This is a genomic window from Allorhizocola rhizosphaerae (assembly GCF_003426775.1).
Taxonomy (GTDB): Bacteria; Actinomycetota; Actinomycetes; order Mycobacteriales; family Micromonosporaceae; genus Allorhizocola; species Allorhizocola rhizosphaerae.
Genome location: NZ_QJUG01000089.1, coordinates 1 through 23,489 on the forward strand (window position 1 = coordinate 1; position 23,489 = coordinate 23,489).

At 68.1% G+C, this 23,489-nt stretch carries 23 protein-coding genes; 14 read left to right on the plus strand and 9 right to left on the minus strand.

Features of this window, described 5'->3' with window-relative positions:
• On the minus strand, window positions 1-554 hold a 554-nt coding region (locus DM816_RS20140; protein ID WP_117211907.1), incomplete at its 3' end, for an MFS transporter.
• A gap of 191 nt (window positions 555-745) precedes the next feature.
• On the opposite strand from DM816_RS20140, the gene DM816_RS20145 reads away from it, so the two are divergent.
• Together DM816_RS20145 and DM816_RS20150 are read left to right on the plus strand one after the other, a co-directional pair.
• Entirely contained in the window at window positions 746-1,429 is a 684-nt protein-coding gene (locus DM816_RS20145; RefSeq protein WP_117211878.1) for a FadR/GntR family transcriptional regulator, read from the plus strand.
• Between the two features lie 173 nt (window positions 1,430-1,602).
• Complete coding sequence (locus tag DM816_RS20150) at window positions 1,603-3,201, plus strand: glycoside hydrolase family 35 protein (protein ID WP_117211879.1); 1,599 nt, start codon at window positions 1,603-1,605, stop codon at window positions 3,199-3,201.
• Here the strand turns inward: DM816_RS20150 and DM816_RS20155 are convergent.
• Entirely contained in the window at window positions 3,188-3,667 is a 480-nt protein-coding gene (locus tag DM816_RS20155) for a DM13 domain-containing protein (RefSeq protein ID WP_117211880.1), read from the minus strand. The two genes, DM816_RS20150 and DM816_RS20155, sit on opposite strands and share 14 nt — an antisense overlap.
• A gap of 80 nt (window positions 3,668-3,747) precedes the next feature.
• On the opposite strand from DM816_RS20155, the gene DM816_RS20160 reads away from it, so the two are divergent.
• Both DM816_RS20160 and DM816_RS20165 read left to right on the plus strand, forming a co-directional pair.
• Window positions 3,748-4,425, plus strand: coding sequence for a response regulator transcription factor (locus tag DM816_RS20160; protein WP_117211881.1), 678 nt, complete (start codon window positions 3,748-3,750; stop codon window positions 4,423-4,425).
• Entirely contained in the window at window positions 4,418-5,416 is a 999-nt protein-coding gene (locus DM816_RS20165) for a sensor histidine kinase (RefSeq protein WP_117211908.1), read from the plus strand. The genes DM816_RS20160 and DM816_RS20165 overlap by 8 nt, the downstream gene beginning before the upstream one ends.
• A gap of 179 nt (window positions 5,417-5,595) precedes the next feature.
• On the opposite strand, the gene DM816_RS20170 is transcribed toward DM816_RS20165, so the two are convergent.
• Complete coding sequence (locus DM816_RS20170; protein ID WP_117211882.1) at window positions 5,596-7,455, minus strand: S8 family serine peptidase; 1,860 nt, start codon at window positions 7,453-7,455, stop codon at window positions 5,596-5,598.
• Window positions 7,456-7,637: 182 nt separating this feature from the next.
• Here DM816_RS20170 and DM816_RS20175 point away from each other — a divergent pair, with 182 nt between their 5' ends.
• Window positions 7,638-8,609 carry a LysR family transcriptional regulator gene (locus tag DM816_RS20175; protein ID WP_117211883.1) on the plus strand — a complete coding sequence of 324 codons (972 nt, stop codon included), beginning with the start codon at window positions 7,638-7,640 and terminating at the stop codon, window positions 8,607-8,609.
• A gap of 116 nt (window positions 8,610-8,725) precedes the next feature.
• Here the strand turns inward: DM816_RS20175 and DM816_RS20180 are convergent, their stop codons facing one another.
• Window positions 8,726-9,400 carry a response regulator gene (locus DM816_RS20180; RefSeq protein ID WP_117211884.1) on the minus strand — a complete coding sequence of 225 codons (675 nt, stop codon included), beginning with the start codon at window positions 9,398-9,400 and terminating at the stop codon, window positions 8,726-8,728.
• Window positions 9,397-10,728: a sensor histidine kinase gene (locus DM816_RS20185; RefSeq protein WP_117211885.1), complete on the minus strand. Its 1,332-nt coding sequence runs from the start codon at window positions 10,726-10,728 to the stop codon at window positions 9,397-9,399. Before DM816_RS20185 ends, DM816_RS20180 begins: the two co-directional genes overlap by 4 nt.
• Before the next feature lie 145 nt (window positions 10,729-10,873).
• On the opposite strand from DM816_RS20185, the gene DM816_RS20190 reads away from it, so the two are divergent.
• Genes DM816_RS20190 through DM816_RS20205 form a run of 4 tightly spaced genes read left to right on the plus strand, consistent with a single transcriptional unit; the run spans window position 10,874 to window position 14,413 of the window.
• Window positions 10,874-11,422, plus strand: coding sequence for a hypothetical protein (locus DM816_RS20190; protein ID WP_117211886.1), 549 nt, complete (start codon window positions 10,874-10,876; stop codon window positions 11,420-11,422).
• Entirely contained in the window at window positions 11,422-12,504 is a 1,083-nt protein-coding gene (locus DM816_RS20195; RefSeq protein WP_117211887.1) for a peptidoglycan-binding protein, read from the plus strand. Before DM816_RS20190 ends, DM816_RS20195 begins: the two co-directional genes overlap by 1 nt.
• 8 nt (window positions 12,505-12,512) lie before the next feature.
• On the plus strand, window positions 12,513-13,217 hold the full coding sequence (locus DM816_RS20200) for an ABC transporter ATP-binding protein (protein WP_117211909.1): 705 nt from the start codon (window positions 12,513-12,515) through the stop codon (window positions 13,215-13,217).
• Window positions 13,214-14,413: an ABC transporter permease gene (locus tag DM816_RS20205; RefSeq protein ID WP_117211888.1), complete on the plus strand. Its 1,200-nt coding sequence runs from the start codon at window positions 13,214-13,216 to the stop codon at window positions 14,411-14,413. The genes DM816_RS20200 and DM816_RS20205 overlap by 4 nt, the downstream gene beginning before the upstream one ends.
• 440 nt (window positions 14,414-14,853) lie before the next feature.
• Here the strand turns inward: DM816_RS20205 and DM816_RS20215 are convergent, their stop codons facing one another.
• Window positions 14,854-15,492 (minus strand): Rossmann-fold NAD(P)-binding domain-containing protein, encoded by a 639-nt coding sequence (locus tag DM816_RS20215; protein WP_117211890.1) that lies wholly within the window; start codon window positions 15,490-15,492, stop codon window positions 14,854-14,856.
• Here DM816_RS20215 and DM816_RS20220 point away from each other — a divergent pair.
• Together DM816_RS20220 and DM816_RS45295 are read left to right on the plus strand one after the other, a co-directional pair.
• Window positions 15,484-16,080: a TetR/AcrR family transcriptional regulator C-terminal domain-containing protein gene (locus tag DM816_RS20220; RefSeq protein WP_211588777.1), complete on the plus strand. Its 597-nt coding sequence runs from the start codon at window positions 15,484-15,486 to the stop codon at window positions 16,078-16,080. The genes DM816_RS20215 and DM816_RS20220 overlap by 9 nt on opposite strands.
• A 40-nt stretch (window positions 16,081-16,120) precedes the next feature.
• Window positions 16,121-16,252, plus strand: a complete 132-nt coding sequence (locus tag DM816_RS45295; protein WP_281274347.1) for a hypothetical protein — start codon at window positions 16,121-16,123, stop codon at window positions 16,250-16,252.
• A 108-nt stretch (window positions 16,253-16,360) separates the two neighbouring features.
• On the opposite strand, the gene DM816_RS20225 is transcribed toward DM816_RS45295, so the two are convergent.
• Complete coding sequence (locus DM816_RS20225; protein WP_117211892.1) at window positions 16,361-17,359, minus strand: ribonucleotide-diphosphate reductase subunit beta; 999 nt, start codon at window positions 17,357-17,359, stop codon at window positions 16,361-16,363.
• The gene (locus tag DM816_RS20230; RefSeq protein WP_117211893.1) at window positions 17,356-19,677 is read right to left on the minus strand and encodes a ribonucleoside-diphosphate reductase subunit alpha; all 2,322 of its coding nucleotides are present in this window, start codon (window positions 19,675-19,677) and stop codon (window positions 17,356-17,358) included. The genes DM816_RS20225 and DM816_RS20230 overlap by 4 nt, the downstream gene beginning before the upstream one ends.
• A gap of 307 nt (window positions 19,678-19,984) precedes the next feature.
• On the opposite strand from DM816_RS20230, the gene DM816_RS20235 reads away from it, so the two are divergent.
• The gene (locus DM816_RS20235) at window positions 19,985-20,203 is read left to right on the plus strand and encodes a hypothetical protein (RefSeq protein ID WP_117211894.1); all 219 of its coding nucleotides are present in this window, start codon (window positions 19,985-19,987) and stop codon (window positions 20,201-20,203) included.
• A gap of 142 nt (window positions 20,204-20,345) precedes the next feature.
• Complete coding sequence (gene pip / locus DM816_RS20240; RefSeq protein WP_117211895.1) at window positions 20,346-21,350, plus strand: prolyl aminopeptidase; 1,005 nt, start codon at window positions 20,346-20,348, stop codon at window positions 21,348-21,350.
• A gap of 79 nt (window positions 21,351-21,429) precedes the next feature.
• Here the strand turns inward: pip and DM816_RS20245 are convergent, their stop codons facing one another.
• Entirely contained in the window at window positions 21,430-22,149 is a 720-nt protein-coding gene (locus DM816_RS20245; RefSeq protein WP_117211896.1) for an HD domain-containing protein, read from the minus strand.
• Window positions 22,150-22,400: 251 nt separating this feature from the next.
• Between DM816_RS20245 and DM816_RS20250 the strand changes: the two genes are divergently transcribed.
• The gene (locus DM816_RS20250; RefSeq protein ID WP_117211910.1) at window positions 22,401-23,324 is read left to right on the plus strand and encodes a MurR/RpiR family transcriptional regulator; all 924 of its coding nucleotides are present in this window, start codon (window positions 22,401-22,403) and stop codon (window positions 23,322-23,324) included.
• Window positions 23,325-23,489: the final 165 nt, after the last annotated feature.

Sequence of the window (23,489 nt, forward strand, 5' to 3'; positions counted from 1 at the left end):
CCGCCCCGGGACACCAGCCACGGCAGCGCGGCGAGCGCGGCCGTCAGCGCCCACACCCCGAGCCCGGCCCGCCAGCCGCCGAACGCGTGCGCGATGGGCACGCTCGCCGCGGCCGCGGTCGTCGTGCCCACCGTCATGCTCATCGTGTAAACGCCGGTCACCAGGCCCGCCCGGTGCGGGAAGTGCTCGCGCACGACGACCGGTAGCAGCACGTTGGCCACGGCGATCCCGGCCAGGGCTGCGGTGCTCGTGATCACGAAGACCGCCGCAGAGTCGGTGATGACCCGCGCCGCCTGCCCGCCCGCGAGCATGACCATCGCGCCGATGAGGATCTGCGCGTGAGTGAATCGGCGCGCGAGCCACGGGGTGATCGTGCCGAACGCGGCGAAGCTGAGCGCGGGCACCATCGTGACCAGGCCCGCGACCGTCGGGGTCAGCCCGAGATCACCGCGCACCTCGGGCAGCAGAGCGCCGAGGCTGGTGATCGCCGCGCGGAGATTGAGGGCCACAAGTAGGATTCCGCCGAGCACCAGGGCCGCTGTTCTACTGAGCAGCGGTTTGGCCGGGCGGCTCGCGAGAGGAGGCCAAGTGGCCCTGCGCTTGACCGCGGAGGGCGGGTGGCCGAGGCGAGACGAGTCGCGGCCGTGAGGTTCTGCGATGGGTGGTGGGGCGAGCGCCGGCTGAGCCACGGACTCATCGTAGAATCATGGGATGAATTGAAGAAGCGATTGTAAGCAGGGACACTATGACGTTGCGCGCTCCTAAACGGGAGGCCTTGGTGCCGCAGGTGATCGAACAGCTGCGGGCACAGATCAGCTCCGGCGAATGGCCGGTGGGCACGCGCATCCCGACCGAGCCCGACCTGGTCGCGGCGCTGGGCGTGGGGCGCAACACGATCCGCGAGGCCGTGCGCGCGCTGGTCCACTCGGGCGTGCTCGAGCGCAGGCAGGGCTCGGGGACGTATGTGACCGCGCGGCACGAGCTGACCGGCTATGTGGCGCGCCGGCTTGAGGCATGCGAGCTCGCCGAGTCGATCGAGGTGCGCCGGGCGTTCGAGGTTGAGGCCGCCCGCCTGGCCGCGTCGCGCCGCACACCCGCCGACATCGACGACCTCCAGTCCGCGCTCGCCGCCCGCGAGCAATCCTGGGCAAGCGGCAACGCCTCGGCCTTCGTGGCGGCCGATGCCGCGCTGCACATGGCCATCGTCGCGGCCGCGCACAACGGCATGCTCGCCGAGCTCTACGCCTCGTTCCACGGCGCGCTGCTGGCCAGCCTGCACGGCTCGATCGGCACCGAGCTCACCCCGGAGTCCTATGTGGACCACAGCGACCTCGTCGACGCGATCTGCGTGGGCGACCCCGAACGCGCCGCCAAGGCCGCAGCCGCCTACCTGGAGCCCCACTCGCCTCTGTCGGCAGACCGGACTTAGGCGCCGTCGGGCAGGTGGCGGACGACATCGACGGGGATTGCCTGCCCGCCGTGGCGAACCAGCGCCGGCAAACAGCACACGCAGGCGCCGACTGCGCTCGTGACATCGGGGAGGTGGGCGTGTAGTGTGTGCGGCGCAAGGTAGTAAACGGTTACTGTGGGCGGTGGCGCGGCGTGGGCGGATTCGAGATTGTCGGGGGTCGGTTCGTCCGTGATGGGGTGGAGCATCGCGTGTTATCGGGGGCGATGCACTACTTTCGGGTCATGCCCCAGCAGTGGCCGCAGCGGCTGGGGATGCTGCGCGCCATGGGCCTCAACACCGTCGAGACATACGTGCCGTGGAACTGGCACGAGCCGCGCCGGGGCCGGTTCGAGCGGCTTGAGCAGCTCGGTGACTTCCTGACCGCCGCACGCGAGGCGGGCCTCGACGCGATCGTGCGCCCCGGGCCATACATCTGCGCCGAGTGGGACAACGGTGGCCTGCCGTGGTGGCTCGAAGGGCCGTTGCGGTGCAGCGCGCCGGCCTATCTGAAGGCCGTGGACGACTGGTTCGACGTGCTGATCCCGGAGATCGCGCGGCATCAGGTCACCCGTGGCGGCAACGTCATCATGGTCCAGGTCGAAAACGAATACGGTTCCTACGGGTCGGATCGCGCCTACCTGACCTTCTTGAAGGAGGGGCTGGAAAAGAGGGGCATCGACGTTCCACTGTTCACCTCCGACGGGCCGACCGAGCTGATGCTCGGGGGCGGCACGCTGCCCGGGGTGCTGGCAACGGTGAACTTCGGCTCCGAGCCGGAAGAAGCGTTCAAGACACTGCGCGAGTTCCGGCCCGGCGATCCGTTGTGCTGCATGGAGTTCTGGTGCGGCTGGTTCAGCCACTGGGGTGGCGAACAGGTGACGCGCGACCCCGACGACGCGGCGGACGTGCTGCGGCGCATCCTCGACGCGGGCGCGTCGGTGAACCTCTACATGGCCCACGGCGGCACCAACTTCGGCACGTGGGCGGGCGCCAACCGGGGCGACCCGCTGCACACCGGCGAGCTGCAGCCCGACATCACGTCGTACGACTATGACGCGCCCATCGACGAGCGGGGTGCGCCGACGGAGAAGTTCTGGCGTTTCCGCGAGGTGTTGGGCGGCACCGCGGACGTGCCCGAGACACGGCCGTTGCTCGCGTCCACGACCGTCGAGCTGCCCGAAACGCTGGGGCTGCTTGGCTTCATGCGCTCGCTGCCCAAAGTGGACTCCCCGGTGCCGCTCTCGTTTGAGGAGCTGGGGCTCGGGCAGGGGCTGGTGCTCTACGGGACGTCGGTGAAGGAGCTGGACTTCCACGCGGCCGACCACAGCTGGATCGTGGACGGCGGGATTCTGGTCGAGTCGATGGGCCGGACGAATTACGGCCCGCTTTTGGGCGAGCGCAAGGGAATTGTCGGCGGCGTGAGGCACAGCCACCAACTCGTGCACGGTTGGACCGCGACGCCCTTGGAGCTCGACGACATCTCGGCCCTACCGTGGGGGCAACACGAGTCCCCGACCGGGCCCGCGTTCAGCAGGGGCTGGCTCGACATCACCGAGCCGTGTGACGCGTACCTCAAAGTGAATGGCATCAAAGGATACGTGTGGGTCAACGGCTTCCTGCTCGGTCGCTATTGGACGATCGGTCCGCAACAGGCGCTCTATGTGCCGTGGCCGCTGCTTCGGCCGGGCCGCAACGAAATCGTCGCCCTCGAACTGAACGGCCCGCCCGTCACGCACGCTACTTTTGGCTGAGGTCAGCCGCGCCGAACGAGACCGCGAACCGCCTGCACCAGATGGTCACGCTCGTGAATTGCACGACATCGGTGCCCCGCGGCACGTCGTAAACCTGCGTGCCGTGCGTGGCCTTGAGCCGGCCGAGCTCGACCCATTTGCCATCGTCGAACAGGCTCCAGCCCGCCTGCCCGTCCACCACCGGCTGATCGGTCAGCCAGATGCGCAGGTCAGGCCCGTCTGACGTGGCCAGGTCGCGGAGCACCAGCTGATGCCGGCCGTCGGGCAGGCTCATCAGTTCGGCCCTGCCGGAAGTCGCGTGCTCGTGGGTGATCAGCGTGCCCGAGGCGACGGTGGTCGCGCCCGCGGGCGCGGTCTCATCGATGCGGCTCGACGTGAACAGCTTCCACGGCTGGAACCAGTAGAGCCCGAACCCGCCCAGGATCACGACCACGATCGCGCCCGACAGCAGAACCTTCCTACGCATGCCTCTACATTAAACGCGAGCCGGTTGGCACGCTCGTTCTGTAAGGCGCTCGTAAGGTTCTACGACGTAGTCTCATCAGCATGGGAACGCAGGTGCTCGTGGTCGACGACGACCCGACCGTGAGCGACGTCGTGCGGCGCTATCTGGAGCGCGCCGGATATCAGGTCACGCTCGCCGGCGACGGCGACTCCGCGCTGGAGACCTACGAGCGGACCCGGCCCGATCTCCTGATCCTCGATCTGATGCTGCCCGGCGTCGACGGGCTCGAGGTGTGCCGCCGGATAAGGCAAAACCATGATTTGGTACCCATCATCATGCTCACGGCGCTCGGCGAGGAAATGGACCGGATCGTGGGCCTGCAGCTCGGCGCCGACGACTACGTCACCAAGCCGTTCTCGCCGCGGGAGCTGGTGCTGCGGGCCCAATCGGTGCTGCGGCGCGTGCAGCCGGCGCCCGTCGACGCCCCGCTGCGCGACGGCGACCTCGAAGTCGACCCGGCCCGCCGGGTGGCCCGGCTGAGCGGGCATGAGCTGTCGCTGACCGTGCGCGAGTTCGACCTGCTGTACTACCTCATGTCCCACCCCGGGGTGGCGCTGCGCCGGGCCGATCTGCTCAGCGCGGTGTGGGGGTGGACGTTCGGCGACCAGTCCACCGTGACCGTCCACGTGCGACGGTTGCGGGAGAAGATCGAGCGCGATCCGGCCAACCCGCAACGGATCCGCACGGTGTGGGGGGTGGGATACCGCTATGGTGCGTGATCTCTCGCTGATGCTGCTCGTCGCGCTGGGCGGGTCGCTGCTCGTGGTGGTGCCCGGAGCCGTTGTGCTGCACCGGCTGCAGCGCCGTTCGATCACGCTCAACGTGCTCGTGCTGCTGATCGTGACCGTGCTCGCGGTGCTCGCCGGCATTCTCGCGGTCGCGGCCGAGATGTTCATCGAGCCGCACGATCTGAACGTCATCCTGATCGTGGTACCGATCGCGGGCGGGCTCAGCCTCCTGATGGCTTGGTGGCTGGGGCGCAGGCTGGCGCGTGCCGCGATGTGGGCGCAGGACGCGCGGGAGAAGGAGCGACTGGCCGAGGCGAGCCGGCGCGACCTCGTGGCGTGGGTGTCGCACGACCTGCGCACGCCGCTGGCCGGCATGCGAGCGATGGCCGAGGCCCTGGAAGACGGGGTCGTCAGCGACCGCGCGACGGTAGCCGAATACCACCGTCGCATCAGGACGGAGACCGACCGGATGGCCTCGCTCGTCGACGACCTGTTTGAGCTGTCGCGCATCAATTCCGGTGCGCTGCAACTGACTCCGACCGCGGTGGCGCTGGGCGATGTCGTGTCCGACGCGGTCGCGGCGGCCGAGCCGGTGGCCAAGGCGCGCGGCATCAAACTGGTTTCGCACACCGAGGTGTGGCCGCAGGTGACCGCGAGCGCGCCGGAGCTTTCCCGGGTCGTGGCCAACCTCCTGCTCAACGCGATCCGCTACACCCCGTCCGACGGAGTCGTGACCGTGACCGGTGGCCGGGACCGCGACGGCGGCTGGTTCGCGGTCGCCGACACGTGCGGCGGCATCCCGGAGGCCGACCTGCCGCGCGTGTTCGAAGTGGCGTTCCGCGGCATGAGGGCCCGCACCCCCGGCGACGGCGGCGGGCTCGGCCTGGCGATCGTCCGCGGCCTCGTCGAGGCCCACGGCGGCCGCGTCGCCGTCGAAAACGCGGGCGGCGGCTGCCGCTTCACCGTCCACCTTCCGGCATAGCGCGTTCACCGCCAGAGCACCTGGGCCTGCGCGGTGTAGCGCGCACATCGCGAGCTTGTCCCCAAGCCGAACCGAGCACCTTCATCTGCGCGACGGCCAGCCCGCCTGACCGGGCCTGGCGGCGCTACGTCTCTGCTCCCAGTAGCCGGAGCAGAGACGTAGCGCTCGGATTGCGTGCGTCAGAGGGTCAGGGTCCAGCTGTCGAGATGGCCCGCGTCCGTGCCGAAGAGGTCGTCCACGCGCAGTTGCCAGTTGCCCGCACCGGCCTCACCCGAGAGGTTCACGGTGTAGACGGCGTGCACGTCGTCCGCGCTGTCAAAGAAACTCCAATTCTTCAGCAGGTACGACGTGCCGTCCGGCGCGATCAGGTAGATGCGCACATCGCCCCGGTAGGGGTGGATGATGTGCACCTCGACCTTCGACATCGCCGAGCCGTTGCGGCCGCAGCTCGGCAGCGGGATCGTGCTGTTGACGGTGCCCGGGTCGGGGATGGCCATGTCGGTGCCGTTCGTCCCCGTGCACAGCTCGGCCGGCCCGCCCGTGGTCGTGAGCGTGAAGGTTGTCGTCTTCGTGCCGCTCGTCCCGGTACCCGTAATGGTGATCGGATAGGTGCCATTGGCCGTGCTGCTCGCGACCGTGAGCGTCAGCGTCGACGAGTTGCCCGACGTCACGCTCGACGGGCTGAAGAACGCGCTCACTCCGGCGGGAAGCCCGCTCGCGCTGAGGTTGACCGTCTGCGGCGCGCCCACCGTGGTGGCCGTGTTGACCGTGGTGGTTCCCGAGCTGCCCGCCGCGATCGTGCCGGACGCGGGCGACACCGAGATGGAGAAGTCCTGCGTGGGCGGCTGGGCCGCGCCGACCTTGAGCAGCAGGTTGGGCGAGCCCGAGCCCGGGTTCGTAATCTTGCCCGGCGTGGCGCTGGCGACCATGGCGTCGCGCACCTGCTGTGGCGTCCAGCCCGGGTTGGCCGACAGGATGAGCGCCGCCGCGCCGGCCGCGTGCGGCGAGGCCATCGACGTGCCGCTGATCGTGTTGGTGGCCGAGTCACCGGTGGCCCAGGCCGACGTGATGCCGCTGCCGGGGGCGAACAGGTCCAGGCACGTCCCGAAGTTGGAGTACGAAGCCCGCGCGTCGGTTCTCTCGCTCGCACCGAGCGTGATGGCCGCCGGGACGCGGGCCGGGGAGAAGTTGCACGCGTTGGCGTTGCTGTTGCCCGCCGCGATCGCGTACGTGACACCGTCCGAAATGGAGTTCGACACCGCGTTGTCGATGGCCGTGTCCACGCCGCCGCCGAGGCTCATGTTGGCCACGGCCGCGACGCCCGCCTGGTGGTCGCTGGTGACCCAGTTGATGCCCGCGACAACCTGTGCCGTGGTTCCGGAGCCCTGGCAGTTGAGCACCTTCACCGCGACCAGTGCGGCCGCCTTGGCCACGCCGTACGACGTGCCGCCGGCCGTGCCGGCCACGTGCGTGCCGTGCCCGTGGCAGTCGGTGTTGTTGCTGTCGACCGCGTTGTGGCCCCACGTCGCGCGGCCGCCGAAATCGGTGTGCGTGATCCGGATACCCGTGTCAATGACGTAGATTTTCACGTTCGACGCGGTGTTGGGGTACGTGTAGCTGTTGTTGAGCGGGAGGTCGTTCTGGTCGATGCGGTCCAGGCCCCAGGACGGCGTGGGGGTCTGCGTGTCCTGGATGGTGTAGATGCCGTTGCGCTGGACGTAGTCCACGGCCGGGTGGGCCGCGATCCGCTTGGCCACCGCCTCGCTCGCGTTGAGTTCGAAGCCCTTGAGCGCGGCACGATACGTGTGCCCGGCCTTGCCGCCAAACCGCTGCAGCAGTTGAGTCTGTGTCGCATCGGCGTCCACATCGGACTTCAGGATGACCAGATAGCTGTCGGGCACGACCCGGTCCGTGCCGACGGCGCGGATCTGGCCGTCCTGGGCAGCTGCCGGTACCGCAGTGAAGGCGGCTGTGGCCGCGGTGACTAACAGCGCGATCGCCATTGTTCTGGCGAAGCGCTTACCTGCGTGGCGAATCATCGCCTCTCCTCTCCGTGTTGTGGTGTGAGGATAAAAGAGATGCGTAGCGATGTATAGATGTGATCTGGAAGCGGCCGGTCAGGACGCGGGCACCCTGTGTACACGCCGTGACGTGCAGCGATTCAAGACGTAAAATATGCGAAATTTTCCCGTGGTCGAATCCTTCGGGGGACTGGAGGGTTATGAACCTGGAGATCCGCCATCTGCGGGTGGTCTGCGCGATCGCCGACACCGGCAGCGTGACGAAGGCCGCGTCGCTGCTCGGGCTGGCCCAGCCCGCCGTGACCGCACAATTGCAGCGCATCGAGCGGGCGCTGGGCGGGCCCCTGTTCGAGCGGGGCCGCCGCGGCGCCTCGCCGACCGCGCTGGGCGAGCTCGTGCTCGCCCGTGCCCGGGTCGTGCTGCCCGCGATGAAGGGCCTCCAAGAGGACGCGGCGCAGTTGATGGGCAGCCGCGCCAAGGCCAACCAGTGGCGCATCGGCGCGGTCAACGGACCGATCCTCGGCGGCCTGATGTCCCGGCTCACCGCGGAGGACGAAAACCTGGAGGTGCTGACCCACCCGTCACACTGGGCGGATCAGCTCTCCGAGCTGACCACCGCCGGCAAACTCGACTACTGCATCGTCGGGGTTTGCGGCGATACCGTACCGGGCACGCCCGGCGACGGCCTGATGTGGCGCGAGATAGCGGTGGACGCCGTCTTCGTCATGCTGCCCGAGAGCCATCCACTGGCCGCGCGCTGGGAGGTCGATCTGGCGGACCTGGCCGACGCGGAGTGGGCCGTCATGCCGGGCGACGGCTGCTTCGGCGAGTGCTTCGCGGCGGCGTGCGCCCGTGCCGGGTTCACCCCGCGCACCATGCACGAGATGGACATGGGCAACGCGCTCGACGCCGTGTATGCCGGGCACGCCGTCGGTTTGTGCAAGGCCACGCTCCGCCGGGTCGACGGCATCGTCACCGTGCCCATCGCGGGCGGGCCGCTGCGCTGGCGGCACCTGCTCGGGTGGCACCCGCGCAGCCACGCCGCCGGTTTCGCCGATGTCATGCTCTCCCATGCCATCGCGGCCTACGAGGAGTCTGCCGCCCGCAACGCCCACTACATGCAGTGGCGCAAAGCCAACCCCCGATTCGGCCCGCAACTGTCCAACGCCTAGCGGTACGACCGGCCGAGCCATCCACGTCATGCTCGCGGTGGCGCGACCGTGGTGTGCGCGATGTGGAAACGGCGCGGCAAGGAGCGCGTTTTCGTCCGCGAGGATCACTATCCTGGTCAGGGTTCTTCGGCGGCTCCGGCGCGGACGAGGCCGCTTTCGTAGGCGTAGACGACGGCTTGTACCCGGTCGCGTAGCTCAAGTTTGGCCAGGATGCGGTGAACGTGTGTCTTGACGGTGCCTTCACCGAGGTAGAGGCGGGCAGCGATCTCGGCGTTGGTGAGGCCGCCTGCGATGAGGGTGAGGACCTCACGTTCCCGCTCGGTGAGGGTGTCGAGGCGGGATGCGGGAGTGATGGGTGGGTTCCCGAGTCCTATGTAGCGCTCGAGGAGGCGGCGGGTGACGGTAGGCGCGACGACGGCGTCGCCGCGGGCCACGACGCGGATGGCCGACAGCAGATCCGCGGCGAGGGTGTCTTTGAGCAGGAAGCCGCTGGCGCCGGCTTGGATGGCGGCGTAAACGTACTCGTCGAGGTCGAAGGTGGTCAGGATGAGCACGCGGGTGGCGATGCCGGTGTCGCCGGAGCATATGCGGCGGGTTGCCTCGACGCCGTCGACGTCGGGCATGCGGATATCCATGAGCACAACGTCCGGTTGCAGCTCAAGGGTCATGGCGACGGCTAGCTGCCCGTCGTCGGCTTCACCGACGACTCGCATGTCCTGCGCGCTGTCCAGAATCATGCGGAACCCGGTCCGTACCAAAGCTTGGTCGTCGGCGAGCAGCACCCGGATCATGCGTCGGATCCTGAGAGAGGGAAGACGGCGGACACGGTGAATCCGTCGCCGTCTGCCGCTGGTCCGGTGGTCAGCCGGCCGCCGAGCAGGCGCACGCGTTCGTGCATGCCGCGCAGCCCGTTGCCGCGGCCGTCGCCTCCGGCGGCGCCGCGTCCGTTGTCGCTGACTCGGATGTCCAGGCCGGTGTCGTAGTAGGTGATTGTAACTTCGGCTTCGGCACGGGGGCCGGCGTGTTTCATGGTGTTGGTGAGGGCCTCCTGGACGAGGCGGTACGCCGATAGGTCCACGGCCGACGGTAGGACTGCCGGCTTACCGTTGATGTGCAGCCGCACCAGGGTACCCGCCGCGGTTACCTGAGAAACGAGCGTGGGCAGCCGGTCCAGCCCAGGCTGAGGGTGCCACGCGTCTGTGCCGCTGCCTGTGCCGCTGTGATCGTTGGCCAGTGCCCGGCGCATGTCGGCGAGCGAGTCGCGACCAGTCTTGATGATCGCTGTGAGGGCGGTGCGGGTGTCGGCGGGGCGGATGTCGAGGATCGCTTCGGCCCCTTGCGCCTGGGTCACCATGACGGATAGCCCGTGTGCGACGACGTCGTGCAGTTCGCGGGTGATCCGCGCGCGTTCGGCGGCTGCCGCGAGTTGTGCCTGCTGATCCCGTTGCCGTTCCAGGTCTTCGGCGCGGGCGTGCAGTTCATCGAGGTAGGCCCGGCGGCTGCGGTTGCTGAAACCCGTGGCCCACGATGCCACCAGGATGGAGCCGAGTACGAGGGTGCCGGTCCAGGCGCTTTCGGCGACGCTGCGGGTGTGCCGCGCGGCTGGGGATCCCACTTGTGCGCCCGGTGCAACGGCCGAAGGTATAAGGTCCGGCAGGCCCGGAACGGGTTTGCCGGACACCGCGGCGAATACGCTCCAACCGGTGACCAGCACCAGTTGTAGCGCCAGCAAAGTAAGCGATGCCGCTCGGCTATAGCGCACGGCAACGGTGTAGAGCAGCACGGCCACGCCCAGATCGATGACGGTGAAGACCGCGCCCATGGTCAAATGCACGCCCGTGGCTGCCGTGCACACGGCCAGCATCGGCATCGGCCATCGGCGCCGCAGCGCCACGGCGGCGGCGATGAAGGCGGTGGCGATCCACCACAGCACGGCATCCTCGCGGTGCTTGTCAGCGGAGATCGCCAACCTGCCGACGAGCGCATGGGGCGAGTTGACCAGTACACATAGCCCGATCAGGCCGGCCGCCAGCAACCCATCCTGAAGCCAGCCCCAACGCCTCCAGGCCAACCGGATCGAGTCCGTCAGCTTTAGCGTGTTTGTGCTGGCATCGGTCATGGTTCCGCTAGTTTACGGCTGGACGCCGTCGGGCCACGTCTATGGTGCGATGGACTCGAGCCGCGCGGGGTCTATCGTGCGGTAGACCCCAGGACGGATCGCTCGGTAGACGCGCGGATCGCCGCTGGGCGAGCAGGTTTAGTGCATGAATCAACGAAAGCAACGTTCCGGCATCGTGCTGTTGCTGGGGCTCGTAGTGGCACTCGCCGCGTGCGCCCCCAAGGACGACGGCAACCGTGTCGCGACGGTCGGAGGCGCGGCTTCGCCGGCGAGTTCTGGGACGGCCGGCCAGGGGGATGCGTTCAAGTTCGCGCAATGCATGCGCGACAACGGAATCAAGAACTGGCCCGATCCTCAGCCGGACACTGGCGGCTCCAGGGATGGCGGGCCGGCGCGAGTCATCGCCCCCGAAGGCGCGGACCCGAAGCAGATTCAACAGGCGCAGGAGAAGTGCAAGCAGTACCTGCCCAACGGGGGCGACGCGCCGCAACGCGGCGCTGAAGACGTTGAGCAGATGCGCAAGTTCGCCCAATGCATGCGTGACAACGGCCTGTCCAACTTCCCGGATCCGTCCGCCGGGGGAGGCAACCAGCCGGTGCCCCGAGACATCAATCCGGAATCGCCGGAGTTCAAGGCCGCCTTCGAAAAGTGCAAGCAGTACATGAGCCAGCCGCAAACTGCGGGGAGCCGGTGATGAGCAGCACCCAACGGCGTCCGCGCCGGGTGTTGGTCCGGGTGGCGGTCGCGACCACGGCGGTGCTCGTCGTCGGGGCCGCTACAGTGGCCGCCACCGGCTTGGGTTGGTCGGGCGATGGCGGGGGCGAAACCAAGGGCGCCATGCCACCGGCGACCGCGACCGTCACCAGGCAGACCCTCGTTGACACGCAGACCGAAACCGGCAAGCTCAGCTACGGTGCCACCGCTACGGCGTCGGCGCGTGCCGGTGGCACGGTGACACGATTGCCGGACGCCGGCACGGTGGTCAGCCGGGGCGAAGAGCTTTACCGGCTCGACAACAAGCCGGTGGTCCTGCTGTATGGTCCGCTACCGGCTTACCGGGCGCTGACCGCGAACGCCGAAGGCGAGGACGTCAAGCAGTTCGAGCAGAACCTGGCCGCACTGGGCTATACCGGATTCACAGTGGACGAGAAATACTCCTCGTCCACTGTGTCTGCGGTCAAGAAGTGGCAGGAAGACCTCGGCCTGGATGAGACGGGCGCGGTCGACCTGGGCCGGGTGGTCTACGCGGCCGACCGGGTGCGCATCGACGCCCACTCGGCGTCGGTCGGCGGGGCGGTACAGCCCGGTGGCGCCATTCTCACGTACTCCGGTACCACCCGGGTGGTCACCGTCGACCTCGCCGTGGCCGACCAGAGGCTGGCCAAAAAAGACACCACAGTGCAGGTGACTCTGCCCAACAGCAAGCCTGTCACCGGCAGAATCACCAATACCCGGACGGTGATCGAGCTCGGTGACGGTGGCGGTGATTCCGAGACCAAGATCGAGGTCACGGTCACCGTCGAGGACCAGAACGCGGTCAAGGAGCTGGATCAGGCGTCGGTGAAGGTCGGCTTCACCGCCGAGGAACGCAAAGACGTGCTGACGGTGCCGGTCGCGGCGCTGCTGGCGCTGTCCGAGGGCGGGTACGGGGTGCAGATCGTGGAGGGTTCCAGTACCCGGATCATCGCGGTCACCACCGGACTGTTCGCCAGCGGACGTGTGGAAGTATCCGGCGACGGCCTGGCCGAGGGCATCACCGTGGGAGTCCCCTCATGAGCAGCTTGATGAGCGTGATCGAGTGGACCGACGTATCGGATGCGCCCGGTGAGCAGCCGGTGGTGCAGCTGGAGGAAGTCACCAAGACTTATCCCGGTGGGGTCACCGCCGTGCGCGGGGTCAGCCTGACCGTCGGCTACGGCGAGATGGCCGCGATCGTCGGCCCGTCAGGGTCGGGGAAGTCGACGATGCTGCATCTGATCGGCACCCTGGACCGGCCGTCGTCGGGACGCGTACGCATCGACGGCCATGATGTCGCCAAGCTGTCCGACCGGCAGCTGTCGGCGCTGCGGGCGACCCGGATCGGGTTCGTATTCCAGCAGTTCCACCTCGCGCCGGGGCAGAACGCGTTGGACAACGTCGCCGACGGCCTGCTCTACACCGGAGCCGGCTTGGCCGAGCGGCGGCGCAGAGCCGAAACCGCTCTGCAACGGGTTGGCCTTGCCGCACGGCTGAGCCATCGCCCCAACGAGCTGTCCGGTGGGGAGAAACAGCGGGTGGCCATCGCTCGCGCAGTCGTCGGTGAACCGCCACTCCTGCTGGCCGATGAACCGACTGGCAACCTTGACTCCGCCTCCGGCGCCGGCGTGATGCGGCTACTGGACGAGCTGCACCAGGCCGGAACGACGATCCTGGTCATCACCCACGACCGCCAGATCGCCGAAAGCCTGCCCCGGCAGGTGTCCATGCTCGACGGCCAGGTGATCTCATGAGTGTTCTCGCTCCGGCCCGCATGCGCCCGGCCGATGTGGTACGTGTGGGTGGATCGGGTCTGCGGACCCGTCCGCTGCGCGCGTTCCTGTCCGCGCTCGGCATCGCGATCGGCATCGCCGCGATGATCGCCGTGGTGGGTATCTCCTCATCCAGCCGGGCAGAGCTGGACCGCCAGCTCGCCACGCTGGGCACCAACCTGCTTACCGTCACGCCCGGCCAAGGCCTGTTCGGGGAGGACGCCACTCTTCCCAACGAGTCGGTGGAAATGATCTCAAGGATCGGGCCGGTCACTCAGGTCGCCGCGATCGGCACCGTGTCGGAGGTCAAGGTGTACCGCAACGACAAGATCCCATCCGCGCAGTCCGGTGGAATCTCGGTGCGCGCCGCCCATCTGAATCTGCCGGACACCGTCAGCGCCACCATGGCCAACGGCACCTGGCTCAACCTGGCCACCGCCCGATATCCGGCCGCCGTACTCGGCGCGGACACCGCCAAACGCCTCGGTATCGGTGCAGCCGGGATCAACGTTCAAATCTACGTGGGCAGCAAGTGGTTCACGGTAATCGGCCTGCTGGACAAGGCACCGCTGGCACCCGAACTGGACTCGGCGGTACTGGTGGGCTGGCAGGCGGCCGAAACCTACCTCGGCTTCGACGGTCACCCGACCACCGTCTACGCCAGAACCGATGACTCTCAGGTCGAAGCGGTCCGCAACGTGCTCGCGCAGACCGCGAACCCGAAGGCGCCCAACGAGGTCAAGGTTTCCCGGCCGTCGGACGCGCTGGCCGCCCGGCAGGCCACCGACCGGGCTTTCACCGGCCTGCTGCTCGGTCTCGGCGCGGTTGCGTTGCTCGTCGGCGGGGTCGGCGTGGCCAACACAATGGTCATCTCCGTGCTGGAGCGCCGCTCCGAAATCGGGCTACGCCGATCGCTGGGTGCCACTCGCGGCCAGATCCGCACCCAATTCCTCGCCGAGGCGCTGCTGCTGTCGGCGCTGGGCGGAGCCGGCGGCGTCGGCCTCGGCGTCATCGTGACCGGGGTGTACTCCACCACCCAGCAATGGCCCACTATCGTGCCCGCCTGGGCAAGCACGGGAGGTATCGCCGCCACACTTGTCATCGGCGCCATCGCAGGGCTCTATCCCGCCATCCGGGCCGCCCGGCTGGCACCCACCGAAGCCCTCGCCACCACCTGACCCTTCTCAATAACCTCCCAAGGGCGCCTGTCAAACGGTGCCCGCCGCCCGGCCCGGTTCGTCCCCGACCGGGGCCGGGCCTCCCGCCCGGTGAGAAACGGCTCCAGCTCTGATCGCCCGGCTTCGCGGACCTGCTTGACCCAGCTGTCGAGGTCAGCGTCGCGGCGTTGGGCGATCAGCCGGGCGGATTCGTGGACCAGCTCGTCCAGGCTGGTCAACCAAGGGAACACCGGATGGCAGAACGCACACCCGGGCGCCATCCAGGTCCCGCGCCGCCGCATCGAGCAGGCAGCCAGACGGCTTGGCCACGATAGAACCCTTCGACCCCGGAGGGTGGGGTCCGCCTGACTCATCCCCACCGGCCCCTGCGCCGCAAGGCTTAGCGAGCTCGCCCGCGAGCACATAGGCACCGACGAGCGACGTGCTCGTGCCGAGACCGGTCAGCGGAGACCCGCAATAGGCCGCGTCGCCGATGAGCCCGACCCGCCGCGCGACCACTGTCCAATGTGGACCTGGCACACGGAGTCGAAGTAGAAATCGGGCGCGCCCGCCATCGAGTCGAGCAGCGACGGGACTATCCAACCCACACCCGCGAAGGCCTCGCGCAGGATCGCCTGCTGCTGCGCGACATCACGCCGGTCGTAGGCCAGCGGCGGGGTCGCGAAGCTCAGCGACGCCTTGGCCGTGCCGCCGCGCTCGGGCCGGATTCCGGCGCACCGCCCGCCCGGCGCGTTGAACATGAGGAACCAGTTGTCGAGGTTGCGGTCGCCGAAGCGGTACTCGGTAAAGGATTTCGTCGCCTCGTAGAGGATCCCGCTGAGATCGCCCCGCATGATCTCGATCTCGGCCACGATGCCCTCGCCGCCGAACGCGTCCGCGGGCAGGCGCGACCTGATTCGCCCGTGGCGGTCGACGTTGGCGAAGCCGCGCTCGTCCACGGAGAGCTCGCGCACCCGGGGCATGATGCCCATCCGCTCGACGACCTCGCGCGCCACACCGCGCAGGTCGACGGCGTGCCCGCCGGGCCGGATGCCGGGTGCGGTCTCGACGACGGTGGGCTGGAAACCACGGTGGTGCAACCAATAGGCCAGCGCATGGACCTCGACGCGTCCACCATGTCGTTGTATCGCCACGTGCGCAGCAAGGACGAGCTCGTGGTCTTCATGATTGACGCGGCGTTCGCGAGCGGCCTTCGCCTGCCCGACAAGCGCCCGCGCGGCTGGCGCCGGCGGCTGGAGCTGTCGACGCGCGCCCTGTGGGCGTTGTTCCGGCGGCGTCCGTGGCTGGCACCCGTCATGTCGCTGACCCGGCCACAGCTGGCGCCGAGCGCGCTCGTCTACACCGATTGGGTGCTGCAAACCCTTGCCCCGTTTCGCATGGACGCGGGGAAGCTGTTGCACATCCACGTGATGCTGTTCGCCTATGTGCGCGGGTTGGCGATGAGCCTTGAGCCGGAGGCGATCGCCGAGCGCGACACGGGCATGGACAGCGATGAGTGGATGCAGACGCAGGAGGGCGCGCTGATGGAGCTCCCCGGCTCGTCCGCGTTCGCCGACTTCATGCGCCAGATCGACGAGTCGGGCTTCGAGCTCGACCTGGACACGCTGTTCGAGTTCGGGTTGGCGCGGATCCTCGACGGCCTGGCCGTGATGATACGTGCTCGCTGAGCCGTGCGTTTCGGTAGCCTGAGGAGATGGCGCAGTTCGCATGCCAATCGATTCCGTGTACCGGCATTACGAGGACGACGGGCGGCTGAGCATGTTCACGTCCGGTGGCGAGATCCTGATCACGTGCTCCGAGGGGCACTTGCGGCGCCTGCGCGCCGACGAGACGGGATAGGTGTGCCCGCCCCGCGGCCGATCCGTCGCCAAATCGGCCGCGGTGAAGGACATCGGTGAGCGCTTCGGCAGCGATGCGCTCCGCGCCCTCGGGCTCTAGCGGTCGGCTCTAGAAGTCCTCGTCCAGCGAGACCGAGCCGCCGACGGCCACCTGATAGGCGGTCACCCGGCGCTCGAAGAAGTTGGCGAGCTCCTGCACATCCTGCAAAGCCATGAACGGGAACGGGTTGCGCGAGCCGTAGCGGGCCGGCAGCCCGAGCCGGGCCAGGCGCTGATCGGCTACATACTGCAGGTATTCGCGCATGTCACCGGTTGTCATGCCGGGCAGCCCGGCGCCGCACAGGTCCTCGGCGAACGCGAGCTCCGTCTCGACCGCCTCTTCGAGCATCAGCGTGACCGCCTTGCCCATGTCCTCGTCGAACAGCGCGGGCTCCTCGGCCCGCACCACATCGACGACTGCGAACGCGAAATCCATGTGCATCGACTCGTCGCGGAACACCCAGTTGGTCCCGGTGGCCAAGCCGTCGAGCAGGCCGCGAGAGCGCAGCCAGTACACATAGGCAAAGGCCCCGTAGAAGAACAGGCCCTCGATGCACGCGGCGAAGCAGATCAGGTTGAGCAGGAATTTGCGCCGATCCTCCAAAGAGGACAGCTGCGGCAGGTCGAACACCGAGTCGATCCAGCGGAAGCAGAACTGCGCCTTGGCCGCGATCGACGGGATGTTCTCCACCGCGTCGAAAGCCTTGGCGCGCTCGGCATCGTCGGGCAGGTAGGTGTCCAAAAGCGTCAGATAGAACTGGACGTGGACGGCCTCCTCGAAAAGCTGCCGGCTGAGATAGAGCCTGGCCTCCGGGGCGTTGATGTGTCGGTACAGATTCAGCACCAGGTTGTTGGCCACGATCGTGTCGCCGGTGGCGAAGAAGGCGACCAGCCGGTTGACCAGGTGCCGCTCGCCCGGCGACAGCGTGGCCAGATCGGGCAGGTCGTTACCGAGGTCGACCTCCTCAACGGTCCACGTGTTGCGGATGGCCGCGCGATAGCGTTCGTAGAAGTCGGGGTAGCGCATGGGCCGGAGAGTGAGATCCAGCCCAGGGTCGAGCAAACTCATTGGCACGCCTCGCAAATCTCGGGGTTCTCGACATCCAGTTGGATGAGTGATGGTGCCACGGTGGTCTTCGCGATCGCGGTGGCGGGCCGCGAGCGCAGGTAATACGTCGTCTTCAGGCCCTTGCGCCAGGCATAGGCGTACATCGACGAGAGCTTGCCGATCTCGGGCGCGGCCATGAACAGGTTGAGCGACTGCGACTGGTCCACATAGGGCGCTCGCGCCGCGGCCAGGTCGATGAGTGCGCGCTGCGGCAGCTCCCATGCCGTGCGGAAGCGCGAGCGCAGCTCGGCCGGGATCTCCGCGATGCCCGCGATCGAGCCCTCGGCCCGCACGATGCGCTCCCGCAGCGACGCCGACCAGAGCCCGCGCGCCTTGAGCTCCTCCACCAGATATCTGTTGACCTGAAGGAACTCGCCCGACAGCGTCTCGCGCTTGAACACGTTGGCCACGGGCGGCTCGATGCACTCGGCGCACCCGGCGATCGAGGCGATCGTCGCGGTTGGAGCGATCGCGATGAGCAGCGAGTTGCGCAGCCCGGTGCGTGCGACCTTTTCGCGCAGCGCGGCCCACGCGTCGGGGCGGGTCGGTGCGGCGTCGGCCCAGTGGTCCAGGTGCAGCACGCCCTGCGCGGTGCGAGTGTCCGCATAGGACGGATGTGCGCTCCTCTCCGACGCCAGATCGGCGCTCGTGTCGTAGGCCGCGAGCGCGATCTCCTCCGCGATCCGGGTCGAAAGCGCAAGCGCCTCAGGCGAATCGAAGTCGAGCCCGAGCGCGAAGAACACGTCGGCGAGGCCCATCACGCCCAGCCCGATCGGCCGCCACTTGTTGTTGGCCCCGGCCGCCTGGCCCGTTGGATAGTAGGAAAGGTCGATCGTGCGGTCCAGCACGCGCACCGCCGTGCGCACGGTGTCGCGCAGGCCGGTCCAGTCGACGTTTTTGTCAACCACATGCGCGGCGAGGTTGATGGAGCCGAGATTGCACACGGCCGTCTCGTCGTCGCTGGTCACCTCAAGAATCTCGGTGCACAGGTTGGACAGGTGGATGGTGTTCTCCGGGCGGGCCGTCTGGTTGGACGTGCGGTTGGCCGCATCCTTGAACGTCATCCAGCCGTTTCCAGTTTGAGCGAGGGTACGCATCATGCGCCCATAAAGCTCGCGAGCGTTCACGGTCTTGACCGCCAAGCCCCGCGACTCGGCCGCGCGATAGGCGGAGTCGAACGCGTCGCCCCACAGGTCGACGAACTCCGGCACGTCCTTCGGGTCGAACAGCGACCACGTCGAGTCGGCCTCCACCCGGCGCATGAACTCGTCGGGCACCCAGTTGGCCAGGTGCAGGTTGTGCGTGCGGCGCGACTCCTCGCCCGTGCCGTCGCGCAGCTGCAGGAACTCGTCGATGTCGGCGTGCCAGGTCTCCAGGTACACGCAGGCCGCGCCCTTGCGTCTGCCGCCCTGGTTGACCGCCGCGACGCTCGCGTCGAGCGTGCGCAACCACGGCACGATCCCGTTGGACAGGCCGTTGGTGCCCCGGATCAGCGAGCCGCGGGAGCGGATGCGCGACCACGACACTCCAATCCCACCGGCGTATTTGGACAGTCGCGCGATCTGGGCGTACCGCTCGTAAATGGAGTCGAGCTCGTCGCGCGGCGAGTCGAGCAGGAAACAGCTCGACAGCTGGGGCCGGCGGGCGCCCGCGTTGAACAGCGTCGGCGACGACGGAAGGTAGGCCAGCCGGCTGAGCACGCGGTAAAGCTCGGCCACACCGGCCACGCTGCCGGGCAGGGTCACGCCGCTCGTGCCGGCGCTGCCCACCTCGCCCATGAGCCCGCACGCCACGCGCAGCAGGAAGTGCTGCGGCGTCTCAAGCACCTTTCTTGTCAGGGGATGTCTTAGGAGGTACCGGTCATAGACGGTCCGCAGGCCGAAGTACTCGAAGCGTCCGTCGGCGTCCGGGTCGATCAGGTCGTCCAGGGCACCGGAGTTCACCGCGACGAACCCGGCCAGGTCGTCGGCGAGGAGCCCGAGGTCGTGCCCGGCCCGGACCGCGTCGGCGAACGACACCACGCCCTGCGTCGCGGCCTCCTCGGCGATGTGCACGCTCAGCAGCCGCGCGGCGAGACGGCTGTATGACGGCTCCTCCACGACCATTGCCGCAGCGGTCTCGATCGCCCGCATCCGCAGGTCGGCCTCTGTCGCGCCGGGCCACACGCCACCGGCGAGCGCGCCCGGGTCGACGTCGGGCAGGTCCCTTGCGGCGTGCGCGATCGCGGCCTCGAGCGGGGCAGTGTCCGGCCCGGTCGGTGCTTCGATGGTGCTGGTCAAAGTGCGTCCCCCTACGGTTTAGGGGCGGAACGAGGGCACGGCAAAGCAGCGCCTCGAGCGCGCTGTCCACCGTGGACCGTCCCGCCGCGGCCTCACGTGAGCCAAGGTGCGTCGATCGTTGCGCAACACTTGGCGAATCCTCCGCAGACACTACATGTTGTGTCCGGTGATCGAAAGCGGCCCCATATCGTCCGGCGTGTCGCGTCAGATTCCGTCGATGGGGCCTAAAATGGACCGTCGATAAATGAACGCTCGGCACCTGCGATGCGATTGACAAGTTAGCACAGGCGTTCGATAAGCTTTCGTGGTGGAGTTGATAGAGCACTGGTGGCACGACGGCGCGCAGACGACCCCGAGACAGGAGGTCTTCATCCGCCACGACCCCGCGAGCGGGCGCTTCCAGGTGGAGCACCGCGTCGCCGCGAAGTCGACCACACGCGACTATGACACCGAGGCAGAGGCGCGCTACATCGCCGATGCCCTCCGCGCCGGCATCATCGGCTGGCGCAACCTCACCACCCGCTAACTCGGAAGTAGACCTGTTTTCCTCCCGGTGAGGTCCGCTTGGCAAAGGCGACAGGACCAACCCCACCATCCCCGTGCTTCGCCCCTTCCCGTCGATCATGAAATTGTGTCCATGCTCCACGGCGTGTCGTCACGCTAACCTCATGATCGACGGGCGCGGCGGCGGAGGGAAACCATTGACTTATCCAGGCATTGAGCCGTACGAGCACGGCATGCTCGACGTGGGCGACGGGCATCGCGTTTATTGGGAGGTGTGCGGCAACCCGCGCGGCAAGCCGGCCGTCGTGCTGCACGGCGGGCCCGGCTCGGGAGCCTCGCCATACTGGCGCCGGTTCTTCGACCCCGACGCCTATCGGGTCGTGCTGTTCGACCAGCGGGGCTGCGGGCGCAGCACGCCACACGCGAGCGAACCCGGCATCGATCTGTCCACCAACACCACACACCACCTGATCCGCGACATCGAACTGCTGCGCACGCATCACGGCATCGACCGATGGCTGGTGTTCGGTGGCTCGTGGGGTTCGACGCTGGGCCTGGCCTATGCGCAGGCGCATCCGGCGAGGGTGGGCGAGATCGTGTTGTTCAGCGTGGTCGGCACCAGCCGGCGCGAGGTGCGGTGGGTGACTCGCGACGTCGGGCGGCTGTTTCCCGAGCAGTGGCAACGGTTCCGCGATGGCGTGCCACTGTCCGAACGCGACGGTGACCTGGCGGCCGCCTACAGCCGACTGCTGCACGACCCCGATCCGACCGTGCGCGAGAAGGCCGCAATCGACTGGTGCACTTGGGAAGACGCGCATGTGGACATCCACGGCGAGGGCAAGACCGACCTGAGATATGCGGATCCGGTGTTCCGCATGGCTTTCGCGCGGCTGGTGACGCATTACTGGTCGCATGCGGCGTGGCTGGACGAGGGTCAGCTGCTGCGCGACGCGCACCGGCTGGCCGGCATCCCGGGCCTGCTGGTGCACGGGCGGCTTGACATCAGCAGCCCGCCCGAGTTCGCCTGGCACCTCGCGCAGGCTTGGCCTGACGCGCAATTGCATCTGATCGGCGGGGTCGGGCACGGCGTGGGCGGCCCGGCCGGGACCGAACTGCTGATCGCGGCCACCGACCGCTTCGCCCGGCAGCCAGGCGGGCACGATCGCTGACCGCCCCCGAGGGTTCGAACCACAGTGATGTCGCCGCCATCGCCGGGGACGATGTGTGCCGACGCCTGGCCGGGGGCCGCTAGCCTTCGCCCAGGATCGCCTTGAACCGCGTGTCGGCCAGGTCGAGCTGCTCGAAGATGTGCCGCTTCACGTCGTCGGCCAGCGGAGTGTCCGATCTGGACACCAGCTCGCGAAACACGGGCACCAGCGGGGCGTACTTCGTGGCGGCCTTGACCACCTTCGGGCCCGTGGTGTGGATCACGCCCACGCCGTTGTCGGTGAAGTCGGAAATCTTGATGACCCGGGCCCACGGCTCGTATTCGAGCGCCTCCTCGACGTGCGCCCGGTATTGCTCGTTGCGATCGCGATGCGGGTCCCAGTCGGGGTTGGTGACCGCGCCCACCAGCCGGGCCACCCGCGGCCCGAACCGCTCCGACAGCACGGTCAGCGCCTCCTCGGTGGGCGCCGGGCCGGTCTCGGGCCGGCCGGTCAGGCCCCACGGCTGGTCCTCGACCGCGTCGTGCAGCAGCGCGGCGATCAACACCTCGTCGTCGGTCACCTTGTAATAGATGAGGATGCGCAGCATCACCCGCAGCAGATGATTGAGGTACGGCTCGCGGACCCGCCGCTGCGCACGATGGAGGTGCGCGGCCAGGGCCAGCGCCTCGCGCAGGCGCCCCTGGCTCGCATCGGGCAGTTCCTTGATCTCCAGCTCGAACCGGTCACGTAACCCCTGCTCCCCATAGACCTCCGTGATCGCGTGCAACGGCATCGTCCGTAGAAATCTGGCCGCCTCCATGGCGTTGTTTATAGCGGACCTTGGCCGACTGCGCGGATGCGCTCCTGCGGGGTTCGACCGCGCCCGCGATGACTGATCGTCGTCCAAAGGCGACCATCAGGTTGGTCGATGCGAGACTTATGGGGAGACTGCGGGCGTGGCGGAGTGCATTTGGTCATAAAAGCGCCGACAGCTGTCGGACACGGTGTGTGGCGATGACGATGGGTTGGGCGGAGCGAGGTAAGTTTCGAAGTGTGGCAAGGACAGTGAAGATGGCTGACAGCGCGGACCCGGCCGGCGGAGTCGACGAGCCGGCCGGCCTGATCGTGCAGATCAATGGCTTGATGCCCGCACTCTCGCCCGCGGAGCAGCGGGTGGCCCGGATCGTGCTCGCCGACCCGGCCGAGGCGGCCCGGCGCACGATCACTGACCTTGCGGCGGCCGCGCAGACCTCCGAGGCGAGCGTCGTGCGCTTCTGCCGGTCGATCGGCCTGACCGGATACCCCCAATTGAGAATCAGGCTGGCGGCGGAGGCGGCGCGGCGGGTGGAGCCGGTCGATGCCCGGGTGGCCGGCGGGTCCATCCAGCCGGGGGCCGACCTGTCGCAGATCATCGCGACGGTGGCGTTCAACGACGCGCGGGCGGTGGAGGACACCGCTCAGCAGCTCGACGCCGAGGTCTGCGAGCAGATCGTGCACGCCCTGCTGAAGGCGTCCCGGATCGACGTGTTCGGCGCGGGCGCCAGCGGATTCGTGGCCGCGGATTTCCAAGCCAAACTTCATCGACTAGGGCGCGTGACCTACTACTGGCCGGACGTGCACGGCGCGATCGCCTCGGCGGCGCTGCTCGGGCCGGGCGATGTCGCGTTCGGCATCTCGCACACCGGCACGTCCCGCGACACGATCGAGGTCCTGACGCACGCCCGCAAAAACGGGGCGACCACCGTGGCGCTGACCAATTTCCCGAGGTCCACGATCAGCGAAGTGGCTGATCTTGTGGTGACCACCGCGGCACGCGAAACGACCTACCGGTCAGGCGCGCTGGCCAGCCGGTTGGCCCAGTTGACCGTTCTGGACTGTCTTTTCGTCGCGCTCGCGGCGCGCACCCGGGGGAAGGCTCAACGAGCGCTGGACGTTACAGCCGAGGCTATTCGGGGAAGAAACACCTCAGGCAAGAAGAAGACAACGGCGTCATAGCGCGCTTACGGCCACGTCGCCAAGCTATGGCGATGCAGCTCACATGCGATTAGTGACCTGCGTCGCTGTGCCCATGGCGCCCTGACTGGTGTCATAAAACGGGCATTTTGTAGCCCAGCTCATGCTCTAGATATCCGGTATCAGGAAGTTCACAGCTCTTCGTGA